Annotated in this window: 19 protein-coding genes; 13 read left to right on the forward strand and 6 right to left on the reverse strand. The window is 69.1% G+C overall.

All coding sequences use genetic code 11. The annotated features are described in order from the left end of the window. Positions 1 to 107 precede the first annotated feature (107 nt). From AB0M59_RS11285 to AB0M59_RS11295, 3 genes are all read left to right on the forward strand, one after another. Complete coding sequence (locus AB0M59_RS11285; protein WP_364612358.1) at positions 108 to 941, forward strand: DinB family protein; 834 nt, start codon at positions 108 to 110, stop codon at positions 939 to 941. Between the two features lie 55 nt (positions 942 to 996). Next, positions 997 to 1638 carry a hypothetical protein gene (locus AB0M59_RS11290; RefSeq protein WP_364612361.1) on the forward strand — a complete coding sequence of 214 codons (642 nt, stop codon included), beginning with the start codon at positions 997 to 999 and terminating at the stop codon, positions 1636 to 1638. A gap of 150 nt (positions 1639 to 1788) precedes the next feature. Further along, positions 1789 to 3027, forward strand: a complete 1239-nt coding sequence (locus tag AB0M59_RS11295; RefSeq protein ID WP_364612363.1) for an ROK family transcriptional regulator — start codon at positions 1789 to 1791, stop codon at positions 3025 to 3027. A 657-nt stretch (positions 3028 to 3684) separates the two neighbouring features. On the opposite strand, the gene AB0M59_RS11300 is transcribed toward AB0M59_RS11295, so the two are convergent. The 5 genes from AB0M59_RS11300 to AB0M59_RS11320 form a co-directional block, all read right to left on the reverse strand. After that, a complete protein-coding gene (locus AB0M59_RS11300) occupies positions 3685 to 4146 on the reverse strand; it encodes an RDD family protein (protein WP_364612366.1) in 462 nt (153 codons plus the stop codon). A gap of 107 nt (positions 4147 to 4253) precedes the next feature. Next, positions 4254 to 4904 (reverse strand): response regulator transcription factor, encoded by a 651-nt coding sequence (locus tag AB0M59_RS11305; protein WP_364612369.1) that lies wholly within the window; start codon positions 4902 to 4904, stop codon positions 4254 to 4256. Continuing rightward, complete coding sequence (locus AB0M59_RS11310; protein ID WP_364612372.1) at positions 4904 to 6094, reverse strand: histidine kinase; 1191 nt, start codon at positions 6092 to 6094, stop codon at positions 4904 to 4906. The genes AB0M59_RS11305 and AB0M59_RS11310 overlap by 1 nt, the downstream gene beginning before the upstream one ends. A 25-nt stretch (positions 6095 to 6119) precedes the next feature. Next, on the reverse strand, positions 6120 to 6566 hold the full coding sequence (locus AB0M59_RS11315; RefSeq protein WP_364612375.1) for a hypothetical protein: 447 nt from the start codon (positions 6564 to 6566) through the stop codon (positions 6120 to 6122). A 443-nt stretch (positions 6567 to 7009) separates the two neighbouring features. Continuing rightward, complete coding sequence (locus AB0M59_RS11320) at positions 7010 to 7813, reverse strand: IclR family transcriptional regulator (RefSeq protein WP_364612378.1); 804 nt, start codon at positions 7811 to 7813, stop codon at positions 7010 to 7012. A gap of 105 nt (positions 7814 to 7918) precedes the next feature. Between AB0M59_RS11320 and AB0M59_RS11325 the strand changes: the two genes are divergently transcribed. From AB0M59_RS11325 to AB0M59_RS11335, 3 genes are all read left to right on the forward strand, one after another. Continuing rightward, positions 7919 to 8881 carry a 5-dehydro-4-deoxyglucarate dehydratase gene (locus tag AB0M59_RS11325; RefSeq protein ID WP_364612381.1) on the forward strand — a complete coding sequence of 321 codons (963 nt, stop codon included), beginning with the start codon at positions 7919 to 7921 and terminating at the stop codon, positions 8879 to 8881. Positions 8882 to 8942: 61 nt separating this feature from the next. After that, complete coding sequence (locus AB0M59_RS11330; RefSeq protein WP_364612384.1) at positions 8943 to 10280, forward strand: gluconate:H+ symporter; 1338 nt, start codon at positions 8943 to 8945, stop codon at positions 10278 to 10280. 24 nt (positions 10281 to 10304) lie between these two features. Then, the gene (locus AB0M59_RS11335; RefSeq protein ID WP_364612387.1) at positions 10305 to 11639 is read left to right on the forward strand and encodes an enolase C-terminal domain-like protein; all 1335 of its coding nucleotides are present in this window, start codon (positions 10305 to 10307) and stop codon (positions 11637 to 11639) included. Positions 11640 to 12015: 376 nt separating this feature from the next. Here the strand turns inward: AB0M59_RS11335 and AB0M59_RS11340 are convergent, their stop codons facing one another. Further along, complete coding sequence (locus AB0M59_RS11340; protein ID WP_364612389.1) at positions 12016 to 12255, reverse strand: hypothetical protein; 240 nt, start codon at positions 12253 to 12255, stop codon at positions 12016 to 12018. A gap of 234 nt (positions 12256 to 12489) precedes the next feature. On the opposite strand from AB0M59_RS11340, the gene AB0M59_RS11345 reads away from it, so the two are divergent. From AB0M59_RS11345 to AB0M59_RS11375, 7 genes are all read left to right on the forward strand, one after another. Beyond that, positions 12490 to 13524, forward strand: coding sequence for a LacI family DNA-binding transcriptional regulator (locus AB0M59_RS11345; protein ID WP_364612392.1), 1035 nt, complete (start codon positions 12490 to 12492; stop codon positions 13522 to 13524). A 104-nt stretch (positions 13525 to 13628) separates the two neighbouring features. After that, positions 13629 to 14915: an extracellular solute-binding protein gene (locus AB0M59_RS11350; protein ID WP_364612394.1), complete on the forward strand. Its 1287-nt coding sequence runs from the start codon at positions 13629 to 13631 to the stop codon at positions 14913 to 14915. 58 nt (positions 14916 to 14973) lie between these two features. Then, positions 14974 to 15927, forward strand: a complete 954-nt coding sequence (locus AB0M59_RS11355) for a sugar ABC transporter permease (protein WP_364612397.1) — start codon at positions 14974 to 14976, stop codon at positions 15925 to 15927. Positions 15928 to 15930: 3 nt separating this feature from the next. Then, positions 15931 to 16851 carry a carbohydrate ABC transporter permease gene (locus tag AB0M59_RS11360; RefSeq protein WP_364612400.1) on the forward strand — a complete coding sequence of 307 codons (921 nt, stop codon included), beginning with the start codon at positions 15931 to 15933 and terminating at the stop codon, positions 16849 to 16851. A 29-nt stretch (positions 16852 to 16880) separates the two neighbouring features. Further along, on the forward strand, positions 16881 to 17834 hold the full coding sequence (locus tag AB0M59_RS11365) for a glycosyl hydrolase family 32 (RefSeq protein ID WP_364612403.1): 954 nt from the start codon (positions 16881 to 16883) through the stop codon (positions 17832 to 17834). Positions 17835 to 17849: 15 nt separating this feature from the next. After that, the gene (locus tag AB0M59_RS11370) at positions 17850 to 19820 is read left to right on the forward strand and encodes a glycoside hydrolase family 32 protein (RefSeq protein WP_364612406.1); all 1971 of its coding nucleotides are present in this window, start codon (positions 17850 to 17852) and stop codon (positions 19818 to 19820) included. Positions 19821 to 20170: 350 nt separating this feature from the next. Beyond that, the gene (locus tag AB0M59_RS11375) at positions 20171 to 20551 is read left to right on the forward strand and encodes a hypothetical protein (protein WP_364612409.1); all 381 of its coding nucleotides are present in this window, start codon (positions 20171 to 20173) and stop codon (positions 20549 to 20551) included. Positions 20552 to 20862 lie beyond the last annotated feature (311 nt).

The following is a 20862-nucleotide window of genomic DNA, read 5'->3' on the forward strand; positions in this document are numbered from 1 at the left end:
TGGAGAAGGCTGGCACTCACCTCCCCTGGATCTCCGAGCTCGGCATCACTGCGCACCGGATCAGGTACACGACTCTTACGTGGGTCGAACGCAACTACAGCTACGCGGTGGCTCCGACCTTCGCCGGTCACACTGTCCGCTACGGCAGCGTGGCGCGGGCGGGACAAGTCAGCCAGACTCCTTCGATGGCTTCCGAATACGCCCAGACCGACCAATTCCGCGGTGCCCGTATCCACCTGTGCAACCTCGCTGGCCTCGAGATCCGCGACTGCGAAGTGAACGGTCTGAAGATCGTCGACTGCTACGGCAGCGACGTCTACCTCGGGGGCTACTTCGAGCGCGTCGTCGTCAACGACGTCGACGTAACCGCCTACGTCGAGGCCGAACTCGACCGTCGGCACCCCGCGCGGGCGCTGGCGCGGGACGCGGCGTCCCCCGAGGACTACCGGGCTGCTTGGGACGCCATCGAGACTCTGTGGGGCACGACGCTCAGCCGGGCGAGGCTGTTGCCCGAGGCCAAACTCCACGAGCAGGTCGATGGCGAATGGTCGTTCGTCGAGACACAACGGCATCTGCTGTTCGCCTGCGATGCCTGGCTCGGCAACGCCGTGCTCGAGGAGGAAGCGCCCTACCACCCGTTGGGCTTCCCCGCCGGCGGGACGCCGTCCGATGAGGCGGCGAAGCTCGGCCTCGCCCTCGAAGCCACCCCGACACTCGACGAGGTGCTCGCGCCGCGGCGCGCCCGCATGGCCGCAATGCGGCGTGTCGTCGACGGGCTCACCACGGCCGAGCTCGACCGGGTGTGTGGTCGCAAGCCGGCTGACATGTATCCCGAGCAGGAGTACGTCGTGCGCCGCTGCCTCAAGGTAGTGCTGAAGGAAGAAGCCGAGCACCACCGTTACGCGGTGCGCGACCTCGCGGTGCTCGAGGCGGGTGTCTGACCCGCTGTAGTCGCCGAGCGGTTCCCTGGCCAAGTGCCGACGCGGGAGCGGTCGCTTGCGTCCGCGCTGGGCAGCGGACGACCCTGCCGAGCCGAAGAAGGGCGCCCGGTGGGTCGGCGGGCGCGACAGCGCGCCCCCGGCATTGCTGGAGAACGCCGACATCCTGGCGGCAGGCCGTCCGCACCTCTGGTCCTACCTGGACGAAGCCAAGCACGCGCTCGCCGGCGACTTCAAGCCGGACCGTGACTTCTCACCGCCGCTGGACAAGTTCGACCAGGCCGGGCTCAACGACGTGCAGAGCAACCACTGGAACAACAAGCTGGGCGAGCTGGAGCCCGTCGACCACGCCGTGCTCGACGGGCTCCAGCAGCCCGAGTTCGCCGCCCGTCCCCTGGAGCGGGTGGACGTGCCCGACCGGGGCGCCCACCACTTCGACCGGGTTTACACGGACGCCGACGGCAACTACGTGATCGTCGAAGCGAAAGGCCCCTCGGCAGATCTCGCGGGCAACGGCGGGTACCAGCAAGGACACCCGGAATACGTCCGGAACATCAGCGCCAAGATGATCGGGCGGGGCGAACCCGAGGCGACCCACGCGTACGAGATCCTGAAGCAGCTCACAAGCAAGCTGCGCTACTTCTCCGTGCACGCCAAGGTCGAGAAGCCCGATCTTAGCGGGTACACCGACGGGCCCTGACAGCCTCGCCGGGCCGCGCCGGTTCGACAGCCACTTCGCGGGTATCTGGAACGGTTGCAGCATCTGACTGACGGGTGGCCGCGTCGCGGGATTGCGCGAAGAGCGCGATGGTGCCAGTCTGACCAGCACACTCTACGCATCGGACACGCCATGGAATTGACGCCCTGGGACGGCTCGAGAATCGGGTTGGATCAGGAGGAGATGCGTCGGCACAATCGCGGTACTTTTCTTCGCCTCGTGCACCTGAGCGGCGGAATCTCGCGGGCTGAACTCGCGAGACGGATGAACCTCAACCGAAGCACGATCAAGACGTTGACGGCGGAAGTGAGCGCAGCGGGCCTGGTCCGGGAAGTGTCGCAGACAGACAATCGTCACCAGGGCCGCCCTTCGCTCATTGTGCGGCCGGAGACTCAGCGTTTCCACGTATTGGCGTTCGACGTCGCGGTGGACCGCTTGGTCGCCGCCCGGATCGGCCTCGGCGGTGTCATCCTGGATCGCAAGGTCGCTGCCCGGCGCCGGTCCGGAGTCGATCTCGACTATGTGGTCACGACGCTCGCGAACCTCGGCCACCAGTTGACCGAGGCAGCGCCGTCGACGTCGACTTGCGTGGGGCTGGGGGCCTCGTACTGCGGAATGATCCGACCCGACGACGGGACCGTCCGTTTCGGCCCCGACCTCGGATGGGTCGACCAGGCGTTCGGCGCTGAACTGGCACGCCGGCTGGGGCTGGGGCTGCGGGTGCCGGTCGGAAACGAGGCGCATCTCGGAGCGCTCGCGGAGCACCTTCGTGGGGCCGGGATGGGGGTGCAGAACCTTGTCTACCTGCACGGCGACGTCGGCGTCGGTGGCGGGATCATCGTCGGCGGCACGGTGCTGGACGGCGACGCGGGGTACGGCTGCGAGCTGGGCCATATGGTCGTCAACCCGCACGGCGGGCGACCTTGTGGCTGCGGCTCCAGCGGGTGCCTCGAGGCCGAAGCCGGTGAACGGGCCTTGCTGGACGCCGCACGCCGACCGCCGGAGGTCTTCGGTCGTGACGCCGTGCGGGCGGTGGCCGCCGACGCTGCCACGGGCGACGCCGACGCTCGAGACGCGCTCGATTACGTCGGGGATTGGCTGGGCATCGGCGTGGCCAATCTCATCAATCTCTTCAATCCAGCGGTGGTCGTCTTCGGCGGAATGTTGCGGGATGTGTACGCCGGTGTCTTGCCGCGAGTACGTAGTCGCGTCGCACGCAATGTGCTGCCGGTGGCGAGGGAAAAAGTGCGCCTGAGTGTGTCGGCTCTCGGGGACGACGCCACCCTGATCGGCGCCGGCGAGCTCGGATTCTCGCGACTGCTCCACGATCCATTGAGCGAAACGCCGCGGGTTTCGCCGACCGCTTGGTGATCCGGGCGCGGCGTGTCATCCGGACGCGAGCGACATGCGCGACGCGCGGTCGCGGACGTCGGTGTCCGGGTGGTCGCGTAGCACCAGCACCACTTCGCGCCACTCCCGCGGGCAGCCGGCCCGGGCACAGGCCTGGCTTGCGATAGCTGCTGCGGACAACGCCTCCGCCGCGCCGGCGGTGAGGGCTCGGGAGGGGCGAGGCAATCCGGGCCCGGTCGTGGCCGATCAGCCAGCGGTTCGTTGTCCCGCCAGGTCAGGGCGGGATGGGCGGCGCGGGCAGCGATCCGGCGGACGCCCGGCAACAGGTCGCCGCGGCGTGGCAGGGCTATGACGGCGAGCAGCGTCCATCCGGTATGCCGTCCGCTCGACCGGCGCCAGTACCAGAACGTCCCTGCGGGTCCGTACTTCCCGTCCCACACCATCAAGCTCGTCGCCGGCGGGACCAGCCACGTGATCGTGACCGCCTCGACGGCCGCCGCCGGGCCAGGCATGCGCGCTGCACGCCGGCGGCTGCTCGTTCGACAGGGTCGAATACCACACCCAAAAGCCGCGCCTCCAACTCGACCGGGTGTCGGCGGACTGCAGCAGGCGAACGCTTCAACCACTGGCGGCGGATGTGACGTCCCCAACGCCCGGAGCCGCCTGCCGAACGTGTGCTCAGCGCCGGTCTTCGTCGACCCGGACCACCATCGTCCGCGCCACCAGGTCGCCGAGCCGTTGGCGGCGCTTGGTCGCGGCGATGGTGACGACCGCTACCAGCCCCAGCAGCAGCCCGTCGACCGTAAGAAGCACCCAGCGGATCAGGTAGGCGCGCCCGTTCGGCTGCCCGCCGCGCAGCGTCTCGACCCGCAGGCCCATCACCAGCATCCCGGGGGTGACCCCGCCGCGGCGCACCGGGACCCAGATCTGGATCACGATGTCACCGGCGTAGGAGACCGCGATGAACGTGATCAGCGGCCCCCACAGGATCAGCTTCGGGGGCACCCAACCCCACCGCAGCAGCGGAATCGCGATCAGGCCGATCCCGAGGGCGGCGAACACCCCGACGCCGGTGGCGAGAGCCCGGTCCAGCACCGCCTGGACGACCCGGCGCCCCGCCATTCCCAGCCGCTCCGTCACCTCCGCCTTCCGGTCGGGCTCTGGCAGTTCTGGAGCTGGCTCAACCGAGGCGGTGGTCGCGCTGACAGCACACTCGGCGAGTCTTGCACGCCGGTCAAGCGGCGACGTCATCCGAGCAGACCTTGCTGCCAGGCCCAGACGGCGATCTCGGTCCGGTTGCGGAGTTCGAGCTTGCGCTGGACGCTGGTCAGGTGCGTCTTGATCGTCGACAAGGACACACGGAGGTCGTCGGCGATTTCGGCGTTGGTCCGGCCTCGGGCGACCGCGAGGACCACATCGGATTCGCGGTCGGTCAGCGGGGTCGCCACCGGCTGCGCGCGCCGCCGGGCCTGTTCTGTGAACCGGGCCAGCAGACGCACAGTCACCGACGGCGACACCATCGCTTCGCCCCCGGCCACCGCGCGCACGGCGTCCACCAGCATCCGCGGGCCCGCGTCCTTGAGCAGGAACCCGCAGGCACCCGCAACCAGTGCGGCGTAAACGTTTTCGTCGGCGTCGTAGGTCGTCACCACCACGACCCGGAGCGGCTCCGCCACCGCCGTCCCGGCGAGCAGCTCGGTCGCCCGTAGACCGTCCACCTTGGGCATTCGGATGTCCATCAGCGTGACGTCGGGCCGCAGCTGCCGCGCGAGCCGGACCGCGGCTTCCCCGTCGGGGGCCTCGGCGATCACCTCGATGTCCGGCGCGGCGTCGAGCACCAGCCGGAAACCGGTGCGCACCATGAGCTGGTCGTCCGCGACGAGTACCCGGATGGTCATCAGATCCCCTGCGGCAACGACCCGAACGGCGCGTCCTCGGCGCCGAGCGGAAGCCGAACCTCGACCCGCCAGCACGAACCGGCCTCCCGTTCCGCAGTCAGGCTACCGCCCAGCATCGCGACGCGTTCCGCCATCCCGACGATCCCGAAACCGCCCGGTGACGGCAGCGGTACCGCCGGGACGGCGTCGTTGCGTACCCGGAGCACCAGGTCCTCGCCCTCGACGTGCGCGGAGACCGACACGTCGGTCGCCTCCGGTGCGTGCCTGCGGACGTTGGTCAGCGCTTCGGTCACGACGCGGTGGATGGTCGTGGCCAGCTGCGCCGGTACCGGAAGCTGGTCCAGTTCCTCGGCGACGTCGACCCGGGCGGCGGAACCGGTGGCCGCACGCACCGCGTCTCCGAGAGCGGCGCCGGACGGTGGAGGCACGTCTTCGGTGTCCCGCAACATGCCGACGAGCCGGCGCGCGGCGGCCAGCGCGGCGACCCCGGCTTCCTCGATCTCGCGATAGACCGCCGTGTGGTTCCCCACGTCGGCCTCCGCTTCGGTGATCGCGCGGGCGGCCTGCACCCGGACGACGATCCCGCTCACGTGGTGGGAAACCAAGTCGTGCAGCTCCCTGGCCAGCTGCAGGCGTTCCTGGCCCCGCACCCGCTCCAGCGCGTCCCGCTGCCGTCCGTCCGCCGCCCGCAGGATGAGCCCGACCCCGAGACACGCCCCCCAGTACGCCGCGGCGGCCACCGCCAGCAGCGCCTCCGGCACGCCGGCACCGTAACGCAGCAGTGGCGCGGCGATCATCACCACGCCCAGCGCCGGTGCCAGCGCGAACGCGTGCTTCGGTTCGAGCTTGCGGCTGGCGGAGGCGGCGAGCACCCCGGCGGCCACGATCTCCGCGACCGGCGGCTGGGTCCGGACGTCCCCGGCGAACGGCACGATCGTGCCGATCGCCGACAGCGCGACGACGACGCTCCCCAGCACGCCGACGTGGCGGGGGAAGCGCCGCCGCAGCACGGCCAGCACAGGGATCGCCGTACCCGTGGATGCCAAGACCTCGGCCAGCGGGCCCAGCCCGCCGCGTTCCCCACCGGGCACCCGCAGCATCAGCACGATGTCGGCGACAACCGCCGCCGCCAGCACCGCGATCTCGCTGCCGAGCATGCCGCGCCGGGCTCTGGCGCCTGCTTCGCGCATGGCCGTCATGATCCGCCGGTCGGCCTCAACCCGCGCGTCGGACCGCGGCGATGAAGCGGCTGGACGGAGACAAGTAGCTGAGCACGGTCGCGACCACGGCCACCCCGCAGCTCACGTAGCCCGCCCACGACGGTTCGGTGGTCAGCAGTGAAGCGGCCTGCAGCAAGGTGAACACGGTCAGCGTGACGCGGGCCCAGTTCCGGCCCGCCTTGAGCTTGAACGCCAACCACAGGTAGACGAGCGCGACAACCGCGGCGATGGCGACCGGGATGACCTGTCCCAGCAGGGTCAGCCGGTCGAGCTGGTCCTGCGCCATCGCCGGATTCGCGCGGCGCAGGGCTGCCGCGATTTCGTCCCGTGAGTTCAAGATGAGCAGGCCACCGGCGATCGCGGAGACCGTGGACACCAGGAAGCCGAAGAACGCGGCGATGATCGTGCTGGGCGGGTTCTCCCGCACCGTTTCGGTAGTCATACCGGGAAATTAGGACTCCGGACGTCCCGGCACCCGCTGAGTCGCGCCGGTCTCGTACTTTCGGCCGAGGCCCCCTTGGCTCCGATCAGCGTCTCCGGCGCCGTGAAAAGCCACAGCGCCCATCCAGGAGACGCGAGGGCGCATCGACGCCGGCGGCGGCTCGCTCCCAAGCGCGTGCACGGCGGCGCAGACGACGTCGCTCGGCTGCCGGTCATCGCGGCGCCCGACGACGCCATCGCTCGCCTGATCACCGACGAGCCGAGCCGTCGACGCGCGATTGTTCGCTGATGGGATGCCCGCGCCCCTCACCTCGGGCACCCGTCACTAGCAGGCTGAGCCCAAGAGTGCGCCAGGCGTCCCCGTTCGAACGCTCGGGCCGAGGGTCGCAGTGCAGGCCGGAGGCCGGCGCCTCACGCTGTCCAATGTGGACAAGATGTGACCGGTCAACGCCAGTCGGGGGCGCCTGAAGAGGGCGCCAGGAGTGTCTCGATCTTCGACTGGACCTCCCGCATGACGGACACGATGCGGGATTCGTGGTCCACCGTGAGCCTGGCCAGCGGCACCGAGCAGCTGATCGCGTCGATCGCGGGCGCGTCATAGCGCAAGGCGAACCCGAAGCCTGCTATCCCCGGGACCGTCTCCTCGTGTTCGATCGAGTATCCACGCTCACGCACCTGCTCCAGATCGGCCAGCAGTGACGCGCGGTCGGTGTGCGTGTTGTCGGTCAGTGCGGTGAACGGCTCGGCCGGAAGCGAGAGCTCAGCGTTGGAGCGTTCGGCAAGCAGCGCCTTGCCGAGTGCTCCGGCGTGAGCTGGAACCCGGCGGCCGACGCGGCTTATCGTGCGCACGTATTCGTGGGATTCGCGGGTGGCGAGGTAGACGACGTCCGGATCGTCGAACCGGGCCAGGTGGATCGTCTCGCCGAGCGCGTCCGACGCCTCGTCCAGGTACGGCCGGATCACGCGCACGCGCCGATCGGTGTCGAGGTAGCTCGTGCCCGCGAGCAGCGCACGGATCCCGATCCCGTACAAGGAGCCGGTGACGTCCGTACGCACCCAACGGCAGTCGACGAGGGTCTGCAGCAGCTGATACATGCTGCTACGCGGCACGCCCAGCTCGGTCGCGAGCTCGTCCAGGCGAGCCGGCCGGTCGCCCCGCGCCGCGAGCAACTCCAACAGCGCGACCGTCCGAGCCGCCGACTTCACGCCGCGGACTCCCTTGATCTGGCCTTCATCACCCTCCGACATACCTCCATCGTAAATCCGGCTCAGCGTGGCCATTGACCCTGAGCATTCACCTGTCTACCCTCCATCTGCATACGTAGACGTCATCTGCATACAAGGACGTTGTTCATGAATCTGACCAACGCGCACGCACCCGAAGCCATCGCCGAGCGGCTGCGCGACGGCATGGCAGGCGGAGTCCTTTCCTTCCCGCTCACCAGCTTCCGAGACAACGGGGACCTCGACCCGGATTCGTACCGGCCGTACCTGGGCACGCAGCTCGCTGCCGGGCCCGGGGCGGTGTTCCCGGCGTGCGGGACAGGTGAGTTCGGCGCGCTGGACGAGGACGAGTACCGCACGGTCGTCACGACCGCGGTCGAGGTGGCCGGTGGCCGGCTGCCGGTGGTCGCAGGCATCGGCTACGGCTGGGCCCAGGCCCGGCGGTTCGCCCGGATCGCCGAGGAGGCCGGGGCGGACGCCCTGCTGGTGCTCCCCCACTACCTGGTCACTGCCCCGCAGAACGGGCTGGTGGAGCAGCTGCGCCGGATCGCCGACGGTACCCGCCTGCCGCTGATCGCCTACCAACGCGACCAAGTCTCCTTCACCCCCACCAGCCTGCGCCGGATCGCGGAAATCCCGACCGTCATCGGCCTCAAGGACGGCCGCAGCGACCTCGACCGGCTGCAGCGCCTCACCCTCGCCGCGCCGGGCGACTTCCTCTTCTTCAACGGCGCGGCCACCGCTGAGATCCAGGCTCGCGCCTACGCCACGGTCGGCGTGCCGGCCTACTCCTCGGCGGTCCACGCGTTCGCGCCCGAGATCGCGCACGCCTTCTTCACCGCTCTGAGCGCACGGGACGACGACGCTGTCGACCAGTTGCTGCGGGAGTTCTACGTGCCACTGGTGGAACTGCGCGACCGAGTGCCGGGTTACGCCGTCTCCCTGGTCAAGGCGGCCGCCCGGCTGCGCGGTCTCCCCGTCGGCCCCGTCCGTGCACCCCTGACCGACCCCGGCCCGGACGACCTCGCCGATCTGGCGAAAGTCATCGACGCCGGACTGGACCTCGTGGGAACCGCACGCCGGCTCGCTTGACCGAACCCGCCTTCTCGCCCACAGCTCAACCTCGCGACCCACAGTTCAAAGGGGAACTGACATGCCGCTCATCGTGGTCGGAATCAGCGTTGTGATTCTGCTCCTCCTGATGACCAAGCTGAAGCTCAACGGCTTCGCCGCGCTGCTGCTCGTCGCCGTGGCCGTCGCCATCGTCCGGGGCATTCCGCTGGTCGACATCCCCGACGTCCTGTCCGAGGGCATCGGGGGCCAGATCGGCGACACGATGCTCACCATCGGCCTCGGCGCGATGGTCGGCCGGGTGATGGGCGACTCCGGAGCCGCCCAGCGGATCGCCGGAAAGCTCCTCGACGCGTTCGGCCCACGGTCGGTCCAGGTGGCCATGGTCATCACGTCCATGCTCATCGGCGTGACCATGTTCTACGAGGTCGCCTTCGTCATCATCGTGCCCATCGCGTTCACCCTGGTCCGGGTCACCGGAGCCAAGCTGCTGTGGGTGGGGCTGCCGATGTCGATCGCCCTGTCGACCATGCACAGCTTCCTGCCGCCCCACCCCGGCCCGACCGCCGTCGCCGCGACCTTCCACGCCTCGGTCGGACTGACCCTGTTCTACGGCCTGTTCATCGCCATCCCGGCCGGCGCGCTCATCGCCTTGGTGTGGCCTCGGCTGCCGTTCGTCAAGCGAATGGATCCCGCCGTCCCCACCGGCCTGGTCGGCGAACGCGAGTTCACCGACGCGGAAATGCCCGGGCTCGGCTGGTCCCTGGGCGTCGCACTGTTCCCCGTGGTGCTGATCGCCGGCGCCGCGGTGGCCGAACTGGCCGTGTCCAGTGACAGCCACTTCATGCACTTGATCGCCTTCATCGGCTCGGCCCCGATCGCCCTGTTGCTCACCCTGCTCCTGGCGATCTGGGTGTTCGGCCCGCGAATCGGCCGGAGCCTGGACGAGGTCGGCAGCTCCTGCGCCTCGGCGGCCAAGGCGATGGCGATGATCCTGCTGGTCATCGGCGCCGGCGGCGCCTTCAAGAACGTGCTCGTCGAAGGCGGGATCTCCGACTACATCAAGGACGTCACGCACAGCTGGCCCATCTCGCCGCTCATCCTGGCGTGGCTCATCGCGGTCATCCTGCGGGTGGCGCTCGGCTCCGCCACGGTCGCCGTCGTCACCGCGTCCGGCGTCGTGCTGCCGCTGGTGGCGGCCAGCGGAATCCACCCCGAGATGATGGTGCTGGCCGTTTCGTGTGGTTCGATCGCCTTCTCCCACGTCAACGACCCGGGCTTCTGGCTGTTCAAGGAATACTTCAACCTCTCGGTCGTCGACGCGATCAAGGTCCGCACGAGCTACACCACGGTCCTCGCGATCCTCGGCCTCGGCGGGGTCCTCGCCGTCGAGGGCGTCCTCGGCGCCCTCAACATCTGATCAACCCGTCACAGAAAGACATCCATGAGCGTCAAGCAGCCCATCGTCACCGCTTTCTCCGTCTACCCGGTCGCCGGCCGGGACTGCATGGAGCTGAACCTCTCCGGCGCCCACGGGCCGTATTTCACCCGCAACGTCGTCGTCCTCGAAGACTCCGAGGGACGTACGGGGCTGGGAGAGGTACCGGGCGGGGAGAAGATCACCCAGACGCTGCGTGACGCCGGATCACTCGTCGTCGGCGCCAAGGTGGGCGACTACAAACGCGTCCTACGTGAGATCGGCGACCGGTTCGCCCACCGCGACACCGCCGGGCGCGGCGCCCAAACCTTCGACCTGCGCACCACCGTCCACGCCGTGACCGCCGTCGAGGCGGCGATGCTCGACCTGCTGGGGCAGCACCTCGACGTACCGGTCGCGGCCCTGCTCGGAGACGGGCAGCAACGCGACTCCGTCCGCGTCCTCGGCTACCTCTTCTACGTCGGTGATCCCGACCGCACAGATCTCGAGTACACCCGTGAACCCGGCTCGGCCGTCGACTGGCACCGGATCCGGCACGAGGAAGCGCTGACACCCGAAGCGATCGTCCGTCAGGCCGAGGCCGCCTACGACCGGTACGGCTTCCGCGACTTCAAGCTCAAGGGAGGCGTTCTGGAAGGAGCCGAAGAGGTCAAAGCCGTGCTCGCGCTCAAGGAACGCTTCCCCGAGGCCCGGATCACGCTCGACCCGAACGGCGCCTGGTCCCTACAGGAGGCGATCGAGCTCTGCCGGCCACTGGTCGGCACCCTCGCCTACGCCGAAGACCCCTGCGGCGCCGAGGACGGCTATTCCGGGCGCGAGATCCTCGCCGAATTCCGGCGAGCGACCGGACTTCCCACCGCGACCAACATGATCGCCACCGACTGGCGACAGCTGACCCACGCCCTGGCCCTGCAGTCGATCTCCATCCCCCTGGCCGACCCGCACTTCTGGACCATGCAGGGCTCGGTGCGCGTGGCCCAGCTCTGTCACGCGATGGGCCTGACCTGGGGATGTCACTCCAACAACCACTTCGACATCTCCCTGGCCATGGTCACCCACTGCGGCGCAGCCGCCCCAGGTGAATACAACGCCCTGGACACGCACTGGATCTGGCAAGAAGGCCTGGAACGACTCACCGTCGCCCCACCCCGCATCGTCGACGGCGAAATCGCGATTCCCAGCGCTCCTGGCCTCGGCATCGAGCTCGACCGAGAACGCCTCCTCGCCGCCCACGACCTCTACCAGCAGAAGACACTGGGAGCCCGGGACGACGCGATCGGGATGCGCTACCTGGTCCCCGGCTGGGAGTTCGACAGCAAACGCCCCTGCCTCGTGCGGTAATCACACCACCGGCGCCGGCGCACCCGAGCCTGGATCAACGTGGGCTGAGGCAGAGGCCCCCGCCACGACCGCCTTCCGCAGTCCTCGCCGCCGGCGAACACACTCGTCACTTCGGCGAGAGTGACTGGATCGCCGCCGCACTCGCCAAGCCAGGCCGACGTTCGGCACGCTGGCCGAAGTCTTCCGAACCGCGCACGGCCGCACCGAAACACTCTCGGACTTGGACGACGACCTTTTGCGTCGAGTCGTGGGAGGCGGCGAGTGCCCCGGGCCGGGCAGAACTCGATGCCGCCGGGAATGATCCCCGCCTTCAGGGATCGGGTAATCCAGGTGAGCCGCTGCTTGGTGGCGCCGCCTCGGCCCGCGGGATCCCGGGTCAGCTCAGGAACGACGGAACGCAGACGCATGGCACGGGACGCGGATGCACGGGATCGAGCGCGTTGAGGACATCCGCGCCGACTACCGGGTCGGAGAGGGTCGCGAAGTGCTCGGCGTTGCCGAGCAGGGCACTGCTCCCGGAGCGTGATGTGTGCACCCCGGCCGCGCTGCCGCTCGTGTACGGCACGGCGAGTTCGTCGTAGCGGGTGACGATGCTCGTGTACGCGACCCCGTTCACGACCGGGGGCGTATCCGACGCGGGCGGCCAGCCGGCTCGCGGTCGCGAACCCGGCGGCGTCGGTTTCCCGCCAGAACGGGGCCAACGCGACGAACTTGCCGACCTTGGCCGCGCCGCGCCGGTCGCGCCGCGCCGGTCGCGCCGCGCCGGGAAGCCCTTGACGACCGAACGGACGGGTTGCATACTCTGTCGACCTCAGTTTAATCGATTAAACAGCTCCGAGGAGACGACGCGATGACGCGGGTCCGGATGTCCGATGTCGCGGCTCGCGCCGGGGTCTCCACCGCGACGGTGTCGATGGTCCTCAACGGCGTGAACTCGACGCGCATCTCGCCGCAAACCCAGCAGCGTGTGCGCGACGCGGCCGAAGCAGTCGGCTACAAGCCGAACTCGGTGGCGCGGAGCCTGCGGACGCAGCAGACCCGCATGGTCGGCCTGATCTCGGACACCATCGCCAGCACGCCGTTCGCCGGCCGGATGCTGGCCGGGGCCAACGACGTGGCGCGGGAGCAGGGACATCTGGTGATCCTGGTCGACACCGAACACGATGCCGCCGCCGAGCGCCAAGCCCTGCACGCCCTCAGCGGGCAGCAGGTCGACGCCATGATCTACGCCTGTATGTGGCACCAGGTGGTCGAGGTGCCCGACGGCCTGCCCGCAGACGCCGTCCTGCTCGACTGCGCCCCGATCACGGCAGACCGGGCCGCGGTCGTCCCGGACGAACGGGCGGGCGGGATCGCCGCGGTGCGGGAGCTCGTGGCCGCCGGGCACCGCCGGATCGCGTTCCTGGACGCCGAAGAACGGTTCGGCCTCGTCGCTTCCCGGCTGCGGCACGAGGGGTATCTCGAAGTCTTGGCGGAGGCCGGGATCGAGCCGGACTCGGCCCTGCACGCCCGGGCCGAGCCGGTGGCCGGTGGTGGACGGGACGCCGCTGGGCGGCTGCTGGAGCTGCCGGCCGGGCGCCGGCCCACCGCGATGTTCTGCTTCAACGACCGCATGGCGATGGGCGCCTACGCGGCCGCACACCATCGGGGCCTGTCGGTCCCCGGTGATCTGTCCGTCGTCGGCTACGACGATCAGCAACTGGTCGCGGCCGAGCTTGACCCACCGCTGACGACGATCGCGCTGCCGCACTACGAAATGGGCCGGTGGGCGATGGAGGTCGCGCTCGGGCTGCGTCCAGCCGACCCGGCGGAACCGCACCTGATGCCGTGCCCGGTCATCCGCCGGGCTTCGGTGGGCCCGCCGCCGGCCGCGTTCGGCGGCTGACGGCGGACCGCACTTCTCACTGCATTCCACATGGCAGTTGGCGCTGCCATCCGGCACGGAGGCGACGGCCGGTCGCGCTCCGCAACAGAGAAAGAGATTGTACGGTGAAACGCAAATCCCTCCCCATCATGGTAGCGGCCGGCCTGGCCGCGGTGCTCGCGCTGGGCGGCTGTGCCCGCGCGAGCCAGGACTCTTCGTCCTCCGGCGGACCCGGTGAGATCACCATGTGGACGCACTCGGCGGGTAACCCCGGCGAGCTGGCGGTCTACCAGCGGATCATCTCCGACTTCAACGCGTCCCAGACCCAGTACAAGATCGTCCAGCAGAACTTCCCGCAGGGTTCCTACAACGACGCCATCACCGCGGCCGCCGCGGCGCGCAAGCTGCCCTGCCTGCTGGACATGGACGGCCCGGTGATGCCGAACTGGGCCTGGGCCGGCTACCTCCAGCCGCTGGGACTGCCGGATGACCTGATCAAGACCCTGCTGCCCACGACCGTCGGCCGCTACAAGGACACCGTCTACTCGGCGGGCTACTGGGACGCCGCGCTGTCGATCTTCGCGCGGAAGTCCGTGCTGGACAAGAACCAGATCAGGATCCCGACCGTCGAGAAGCCGTGGACGCTCGAGGAGTTCGACGCGGCCGTCGCCAAGCTGAAGGCCAACGGCTACCCCACGCCACTGGACCTGGGTGCCGCCGACAAGGGCGAGTGGTGGTCGTACGCCTACTCGCCGATGCTGCAGAGCGCCGGTGGCGACCTGATCGACCGCGCCACCATGAAGTCCGCCGACGGCGCGCTGAACGGCCCCGACGCGGTGAAGTTCTTCACCTGGTTCCAGCAGGCCTTCAAGAACGGCTGGGCGGACAACGCCGGCCAGGTCGGCAACCAGCGCTTCATCGACAACAAGGTCGCTCTCAGCTACACCGGCGTGTGGAACGCCAAAGACGCGCTCGAAAGCGTCGGCAACGACCTGCTGATCCTGCCGCCGGTGGACTTCGGCAAGGGCCCGAAGATCGGCGGCGGTTCCTGGCAATGGGGCATCTCCGCCGGCTGCACGAACGCCGACGGCGCCCGCGCGTACCTGAAGTTCAGCTTCCAGGACAAGTACCTCACCGCCTTCGCCGACAGCCAGATCGTCATCCCGAGCACCACGACCGCCGCGGCGGCGTCGAAGTACTTCGGCGACACCGCTCCCCTGCACCCGTTCGCCGTGCTGTCGCAGAAGTTCGCCCTCTCCCGCCCGGCCACCCCCGGCTACCCGGTCATCTCCTCGACCTTCGAGAAGGCCGCGAAAGACATCATGAGCGGCGCCGACGTCAAGCCGGCGCTCGACACCGCCGTGCAGGCGATCGACACCGACATCAAATCCCAGAACGGCTACGGCTTCTAGCTCGTCGCTCCCCCGCCCGGCGGCAACGCCGGGCGGGCCGACAGGGAAGGCACCTCCCATGACGGCGACCATCTCGCCGGACACCCGCGCCGCGAGCGCGGCCCCGAAACCCGTCTCCGGACGGGAACCCCGCCATGAACGGCGCTCCCAGCGTCGCGCCGGCTGGGCCATGGCCGCCCCGGCCGTACTGTTGCTGCTGGCGTTCCTGATCGTCCCGGTGATCCTCGGTTTCGTCCTGTCGTTCACCAACGCCCGCCTGGTTTCGCCGCAGCCGACCACCTTCACCGGCCTCGACAACTTCGTCCGGGCCTTCACCGCCGACCCGACGTTCCTCCGCTCGCTGGTGAACACGTTCTGCTTCGCCGCGGTCGTCGTGCCGGTGCAGGCCGGGTTCGGGCTGCTGCTGGCGATTCTGGTGAACCAGAAGATCCGCGGCGCGGTCGCGTTCCGGGTCATCTTCTTCATCCCGGTCGTGACCTCGATCGTCGTGGTCTCCATCCTGTGGAAGTTCATGTACCAGCCGGACGGGCTGATCAACTCCTTCATCGACTCGATCACCTTCGGCGCCTGGCAGGGCACCGCGTGGCTGAACAACCCGAGTACCGCCCTCATCGCGATCATCGTGCTGTCCATCTGGCAAGCGGTCGGCTTCCACATGCTGATCTGGCTCTCCGGGCTGCAGACCATCCCCGAGGAGCTCTACGAAGCCGCACGGATCGACGGCGCCGGCACCTGGCAGCAGTTCCGCAACGTGACCTGGCCGTGCCTGCGCCCGACCCGCGTCTTCGTGCTGATCACCATCACCATCGCCGCGCTCGGGCTGTTCGTGCAGATCGACGTGATGACCCAGGGCGGCCCGGTGGACTCCACCTCGACGCTGGTCTACGACGCCGTCCGCATGGGCTACCACCAGCAGCAGATCGGCTACGGCTCGGCCCTGTCGCTGGTGTTCTTCGTGCTGGTGCTCATCGTCGCGCTGCTCCAGCGCTTCCTGACCCGAGACAAGGACTGAGCCATGCCAGTCCACAATGGATACACAGTCCGTCGCGACCCGGGCGAGCGCGGCCTGCGCCGCCGACGACGGACCTGGAGCTACCTGGTCCTGATCGGACTCGCCGTCTTCTTCCTGTTCCCGCTGGTGTTCATGGTCGTCTCCAGCCTGAAACCCGACGGCCAGATCCTGTCCGACGTCGGCGGCTGGCGCGCGTTCCTGCCGGTCGGCGACATCGGCTTGCACAACTACGCCGAGGTGTTCGACCGCGTGCCGGTCGGACGGTTCCTGCTCAACTCGGTGATCGTCACGGTGGTGATCGTCGTCGCCGGGCTGCTGGTGAACTCCATGGCCGGGTTCGCGATCTCCCGGCTGCGCTGGACCGGCCGCGGGGTCGTGCTCAGCGTCATCATCGCCACGCTGATCGTCCCCTTCGAGACCATCGCGGTGCCGATGGTCTACTGGGTCTCGCAGCTGCCGACCCTGCTGTTCCAGAACGGACGGATCGAATACGACTTCGGGTGGCTGGACTCCTACCAGGTGCAGATCATCCCGTTCATCGCCAACGGCTTCTCGATCTTCCTGTTCACCCAGTACTTCTCCACCATCCCCACCGCCCTCGACGAAGCGGCGCGGATCGACGGCGCGAGCTGGTTCACCATCTACCGGAAGATCGTCGTGCCGCTGTCGGGGCCGGCGTTCGCCACCGTCGCGATCCTGACGTTCCTGCCGGCCTGGAACCAATACCTGTGGCCCAGCATGGTCGTCCAGGACGAGAAGCTGCGGCCGGTCATGGTCGGCATGCAGTACTTCTTCCAGGACAACACCGCCTGGGGCGAAGTCATGGCCTACACCTCGATGATCACGCTGCCGGTGCTCGTGGTCTTCCTCGCCTTCCAACGCGCGTTCGTCAGCAGCGTCGCGGCCAGCGGCATCAAGGAATGACGCTCTCCCGACCTTTCGAAAGGCTTTGCATGTTTTCGCTGCCCGACTCCTGGGTCTGGGACTTCTGGTTCGCCGACGACGGCGACCGCTACCACCTCTTCTTCCTCTACGCCTCACGCGCTCTGCACGACCCTGAAGCCCGGCATTACCGCGCCTCGATCGGCCATGCCGTCTCGACCGACCTGGTGAGCTGGACCCGGATCGAGGACGCGCTGGTCCGCGCGGACGCCCCGGCCTTCGACGACCTGGCGACCTGGACCGGGTCGGTCGTGCGGCACCCGGACGGGACGTGGTTCCTCTTCTACACCGGCTCCACGCGCGCTTCCGACGGCAAGAACATCCAGCGGATCGGCTATGCCACGTCACCAGATCTCGTGACCTGGCAACGCGCTGCGGAGAACCCCGTCCTGGCCGCGGATCCGCGCTGGTACGAAACGCTGGACGCCGGCTGGCACGACGAGGCGTTCCGCGACCCGTGGGTGTTCCCCGACCCGGACGGCGACGGCTGGCACATGCTCATCACCGCCCGCGCCGCTACCGGCGAGCCGTTCGAACGTGGCGTCGTCGGCCACGCCGTGTCCGCGGACCTGCGCCACTGGGACCTGCGCCCGCCGCTGACCGCGCCCGGGTCGCGCGGGTTCGGGCAGCTGGAGGTCCTGCAGGCCGAGGTGGTGGACGGCCGCCCGGTCCTGCTCTTCTCCTGCCTGGCCGAGCACGCCTCGGCCGACCGCCGGGCGACGGGCACGACCGGCGGCATCTGGGCCGCGCCCGCCGGCGGCCCTGCCGGGCCGTTCGACATCGCGGCCGCCGAACCCGTCACCGACGACCGCTTCTACAGCGGCCGCCTGACCCGCCGCCGGACCGACGAGGCCTGGGTCCTGCTCGCCTTCCACCACCGCGGCGAACACGGCTTCGTCGGCGCCATCAGCGATCCCATCCCGGTGGCGTGGGACGGAAAACGTCTCAGCATTCTCGATTCCTGACATTCTGGAGATGCGATGAGCTCAACGACGAGTGCACTTCGCCTGTTGTCCGCCGCCGCCCTCGTGGCGGCGACGGCAGCCGTGGGCCTGACCGGTCCCGGCGGCGCCACCCCGGCGCAAGCCGCGGGCACGTACCGCGCCCAGTACCACTTCACGGTGCCCGACCACTGGAAGAACGATCCCCAGCGGCCGGTGTACGTCAACGGCAAGTTCAACTACTACTACCTCTACAACGCCGACTACCCGACCGAGGTCGGCACCGCCTGGCGGCTGGCCACGACCAACGACGGCGTCGCCTTCGCCGATCAAGGCATCGCCGCACCGAAGAAGACCAACGCGAACTACGACCTGTGGTCCGGTTCCGCCGTCGTGGACACCGCGAACACGGCCGGCTTCGGCGCGGGCGCGGTGATCCAACTGGTGACGCAGATGGATCACCCGGTCAACGCCTCCGGGCCGCAGGCGCAGTTCCTGTGGTACTCGATCGACGGCGGCCGGACGTTCCGTCCGTACGGCGAGACACCCGTGATCCCGAACGGCGGCCGCCACGACTTCCGGGATCCCAAAGTGATCTGGGATCCCGCACGCGGCCGCTGGGTCGCGGCGATCACCGAAGGCGACCGGATCGGGTTCTTCACTTCACCGGACCTGAAGACGTGGACGTGGCAGTCGGACTTCGTCAGCACGTACGGCACGCTCGAATGTCCGGACCTGTACCCGATCCGCGCCGACGACGGCACCACGCACTGGGTGCTGGGCGTCAGCGCCGGCGGTGTCCCGGGTACCTACGCGTACTGGACCGGGGCCTTCGACGGCGCCGGGTTCACCGCCGACGCGGCCGCGCCGCAGTGGCTGGACCACGGTTTCGACTGGTATGCCGGAGTCACCTGGGAGGACCCGGCCGCACCGGCCGACCGGCGGTTCGGCATGGCCTGGATGAACAACTGGGCCTACCCCGACACCACACCGACGTGGGCCTCGGACGGCTTCAACGGCACCGACTCGATCGTCCGGCAAATCACGCTGAAGCACTACCCGGACGGCTACGCACTGGCCTCACAGCCGACACCGGCGCTGGCGTCCCACGCCACCTCCGTGACGAACCTCGGCACCATCCAGGTCAACGACGGCCTCGTGCCGTTGGCCTACCACGGGACGGCCTACCAGCTCGACACCGACGTCAGCTGGACCCAGCTGGACAACATCGGGCTGCAGCTGCGGGCGTCGGCTGACGGGACACGCCACGCCGACGCCGGGATCTACCACGACTACAGCTACCTCAACCGGCGCCAAACCGGGTCGCCCGACACGAGCGGGGCGCGCGGGGAGAGCCACGCGCCGTGGAACCCGGCGAAGACCAGCGCGCACCTGCGGATCCTGGTCGACCGGACCACCATCGAGGTGTTCGTCGACGACGGCCGGTACGCACACTCCAACGAAGTGTTCGCCGACCCCGCCGACACCGGCATCAACCTCTACACCACCGGCGGCAGCGGCACGTTCGCCAACACGACCATCACCGAGTTCCCGGACCTGACCCAACGCCCGGCGCACGTCGTCTCCGGGTTCGAAGGCACCGCCTACGACCCCGGCTGGACCACCACCGGCAGCTTCGCCGGCACCGGCCCGTCATTCGAGTACCTGCCCGGCATGGTCGGCAACGCGGTACTGGACACCTTCGCCGGCAGCGGCGACCCTGCCACCGGCACGATCACCTCACCGATGTTCACCTTGGACCGCAACCATCTGCACTTCCTGCTCGCCGGCGGCAACCACCCAGCCGGCTCCCCCGGCCAGGCCTCGATCAACCTGCTCGTGAACGGCCAAGTGGTGCGCTCGGCCACCGGGGATGACACCGGCGTGCTCAAACCGATCGACTGGGACGTCGGCACCCTGCAGGGACAGAGTGCCCAGGTGCAGGTGATCGACCAGGCGACCGGCGCGTGGGGACACCTCATGATCGACCAGCTGCTGCTGAGCGACTGAACGGATCGGCCGGTGTGAGGGCAGCTTGCGGAGCCGGTCGGCGAAGATGCCGGGCAGTTCGGGTCCGTTTGGTTGATTTCCCGTAGTAACCGCCATGACCTCGCGCAACGAGACATCGTGCTCGGAGGTACGCAAACACCGCGCCAGCCGACAGACCCGGAAGTCAGCTCGGCGCAGACGGACATGATGAGCGGGAAGCCGCCGATGTGACCGCGTGCCGGAGGATACCGCGGATGTCGGATTCTCCCCGGTCGCTGCCGGAGGCGGCGGGAAAGCACTTCAAGAAGTGCCGGGCGTTTCGCCGGGCGTTCCCGTGGCAACCTCCCGAACCCAGCGAAGGAGGTGCCGCGGTGACCGAACCGCACCAGCCCTATGACCCGCCCCAGGACACCGGCGCGCCGGACTCGGTGGAGACCGATCCGGCGGCGCTGAACAGCGCCGAAGACCTCGACGAAGACCGGCTTCGCCAGGATCCCCTCGAAGAGGCCATGGACCCGCCGGAGCACTGGACCGGCGTCACCAAGTACGGCATGACGCCGTGGGAGCAGGCCCACGACCGCCCGCTCGGCGAGCGACTGGCCGAGGAACAACCCGATGTCGACGTCGCGGCCCCCATGGTGGGCGACGACGTCCGCGGCACGAGGGGTTACGAAGAAGAGCTCGGCATCGCCGCGGACATTCCCGGCGGCTCGATGGCGGAGGAGATCCGCGAGCCCTTGCCGCCCGAGTGAGCTCCAAGGGTCGCGTTACGGCATCGGCCTGCGCACCGCCCTGCACCTCGCGGAGGCCGGAATCACCGTGCCCGGCGAGCACCAGCTCGTCGGTCGGCGGTCCTGCGGTCGCACGCGCTGTCCGAGATCTTCCGCAGCGTCGGCCGCGGGAAACGCACGAGCCGCGACGGCCGCGACCTGCTGGACAAGGTGACGACGCTGCGCGTCCGCTTGCTCGGCGACCGGATCTCGCCGGCCAACGCCGAGTGCTGCAGGCCGGCCGGTTCGTCACGCTCGACCCCGATCTGGCCGAAGCGGCGAGCCGGTACGTG

Origin of the sequence: Amycolatopsis sp. NPDC051371 (genome assembly GCF_040682155.1) — a bacterium.
GTDB lineage: Bacteria > Actinomycetota > Actinomycetes > Mycobacteriales > Pseudonocardiaceae > Amycolatopsis.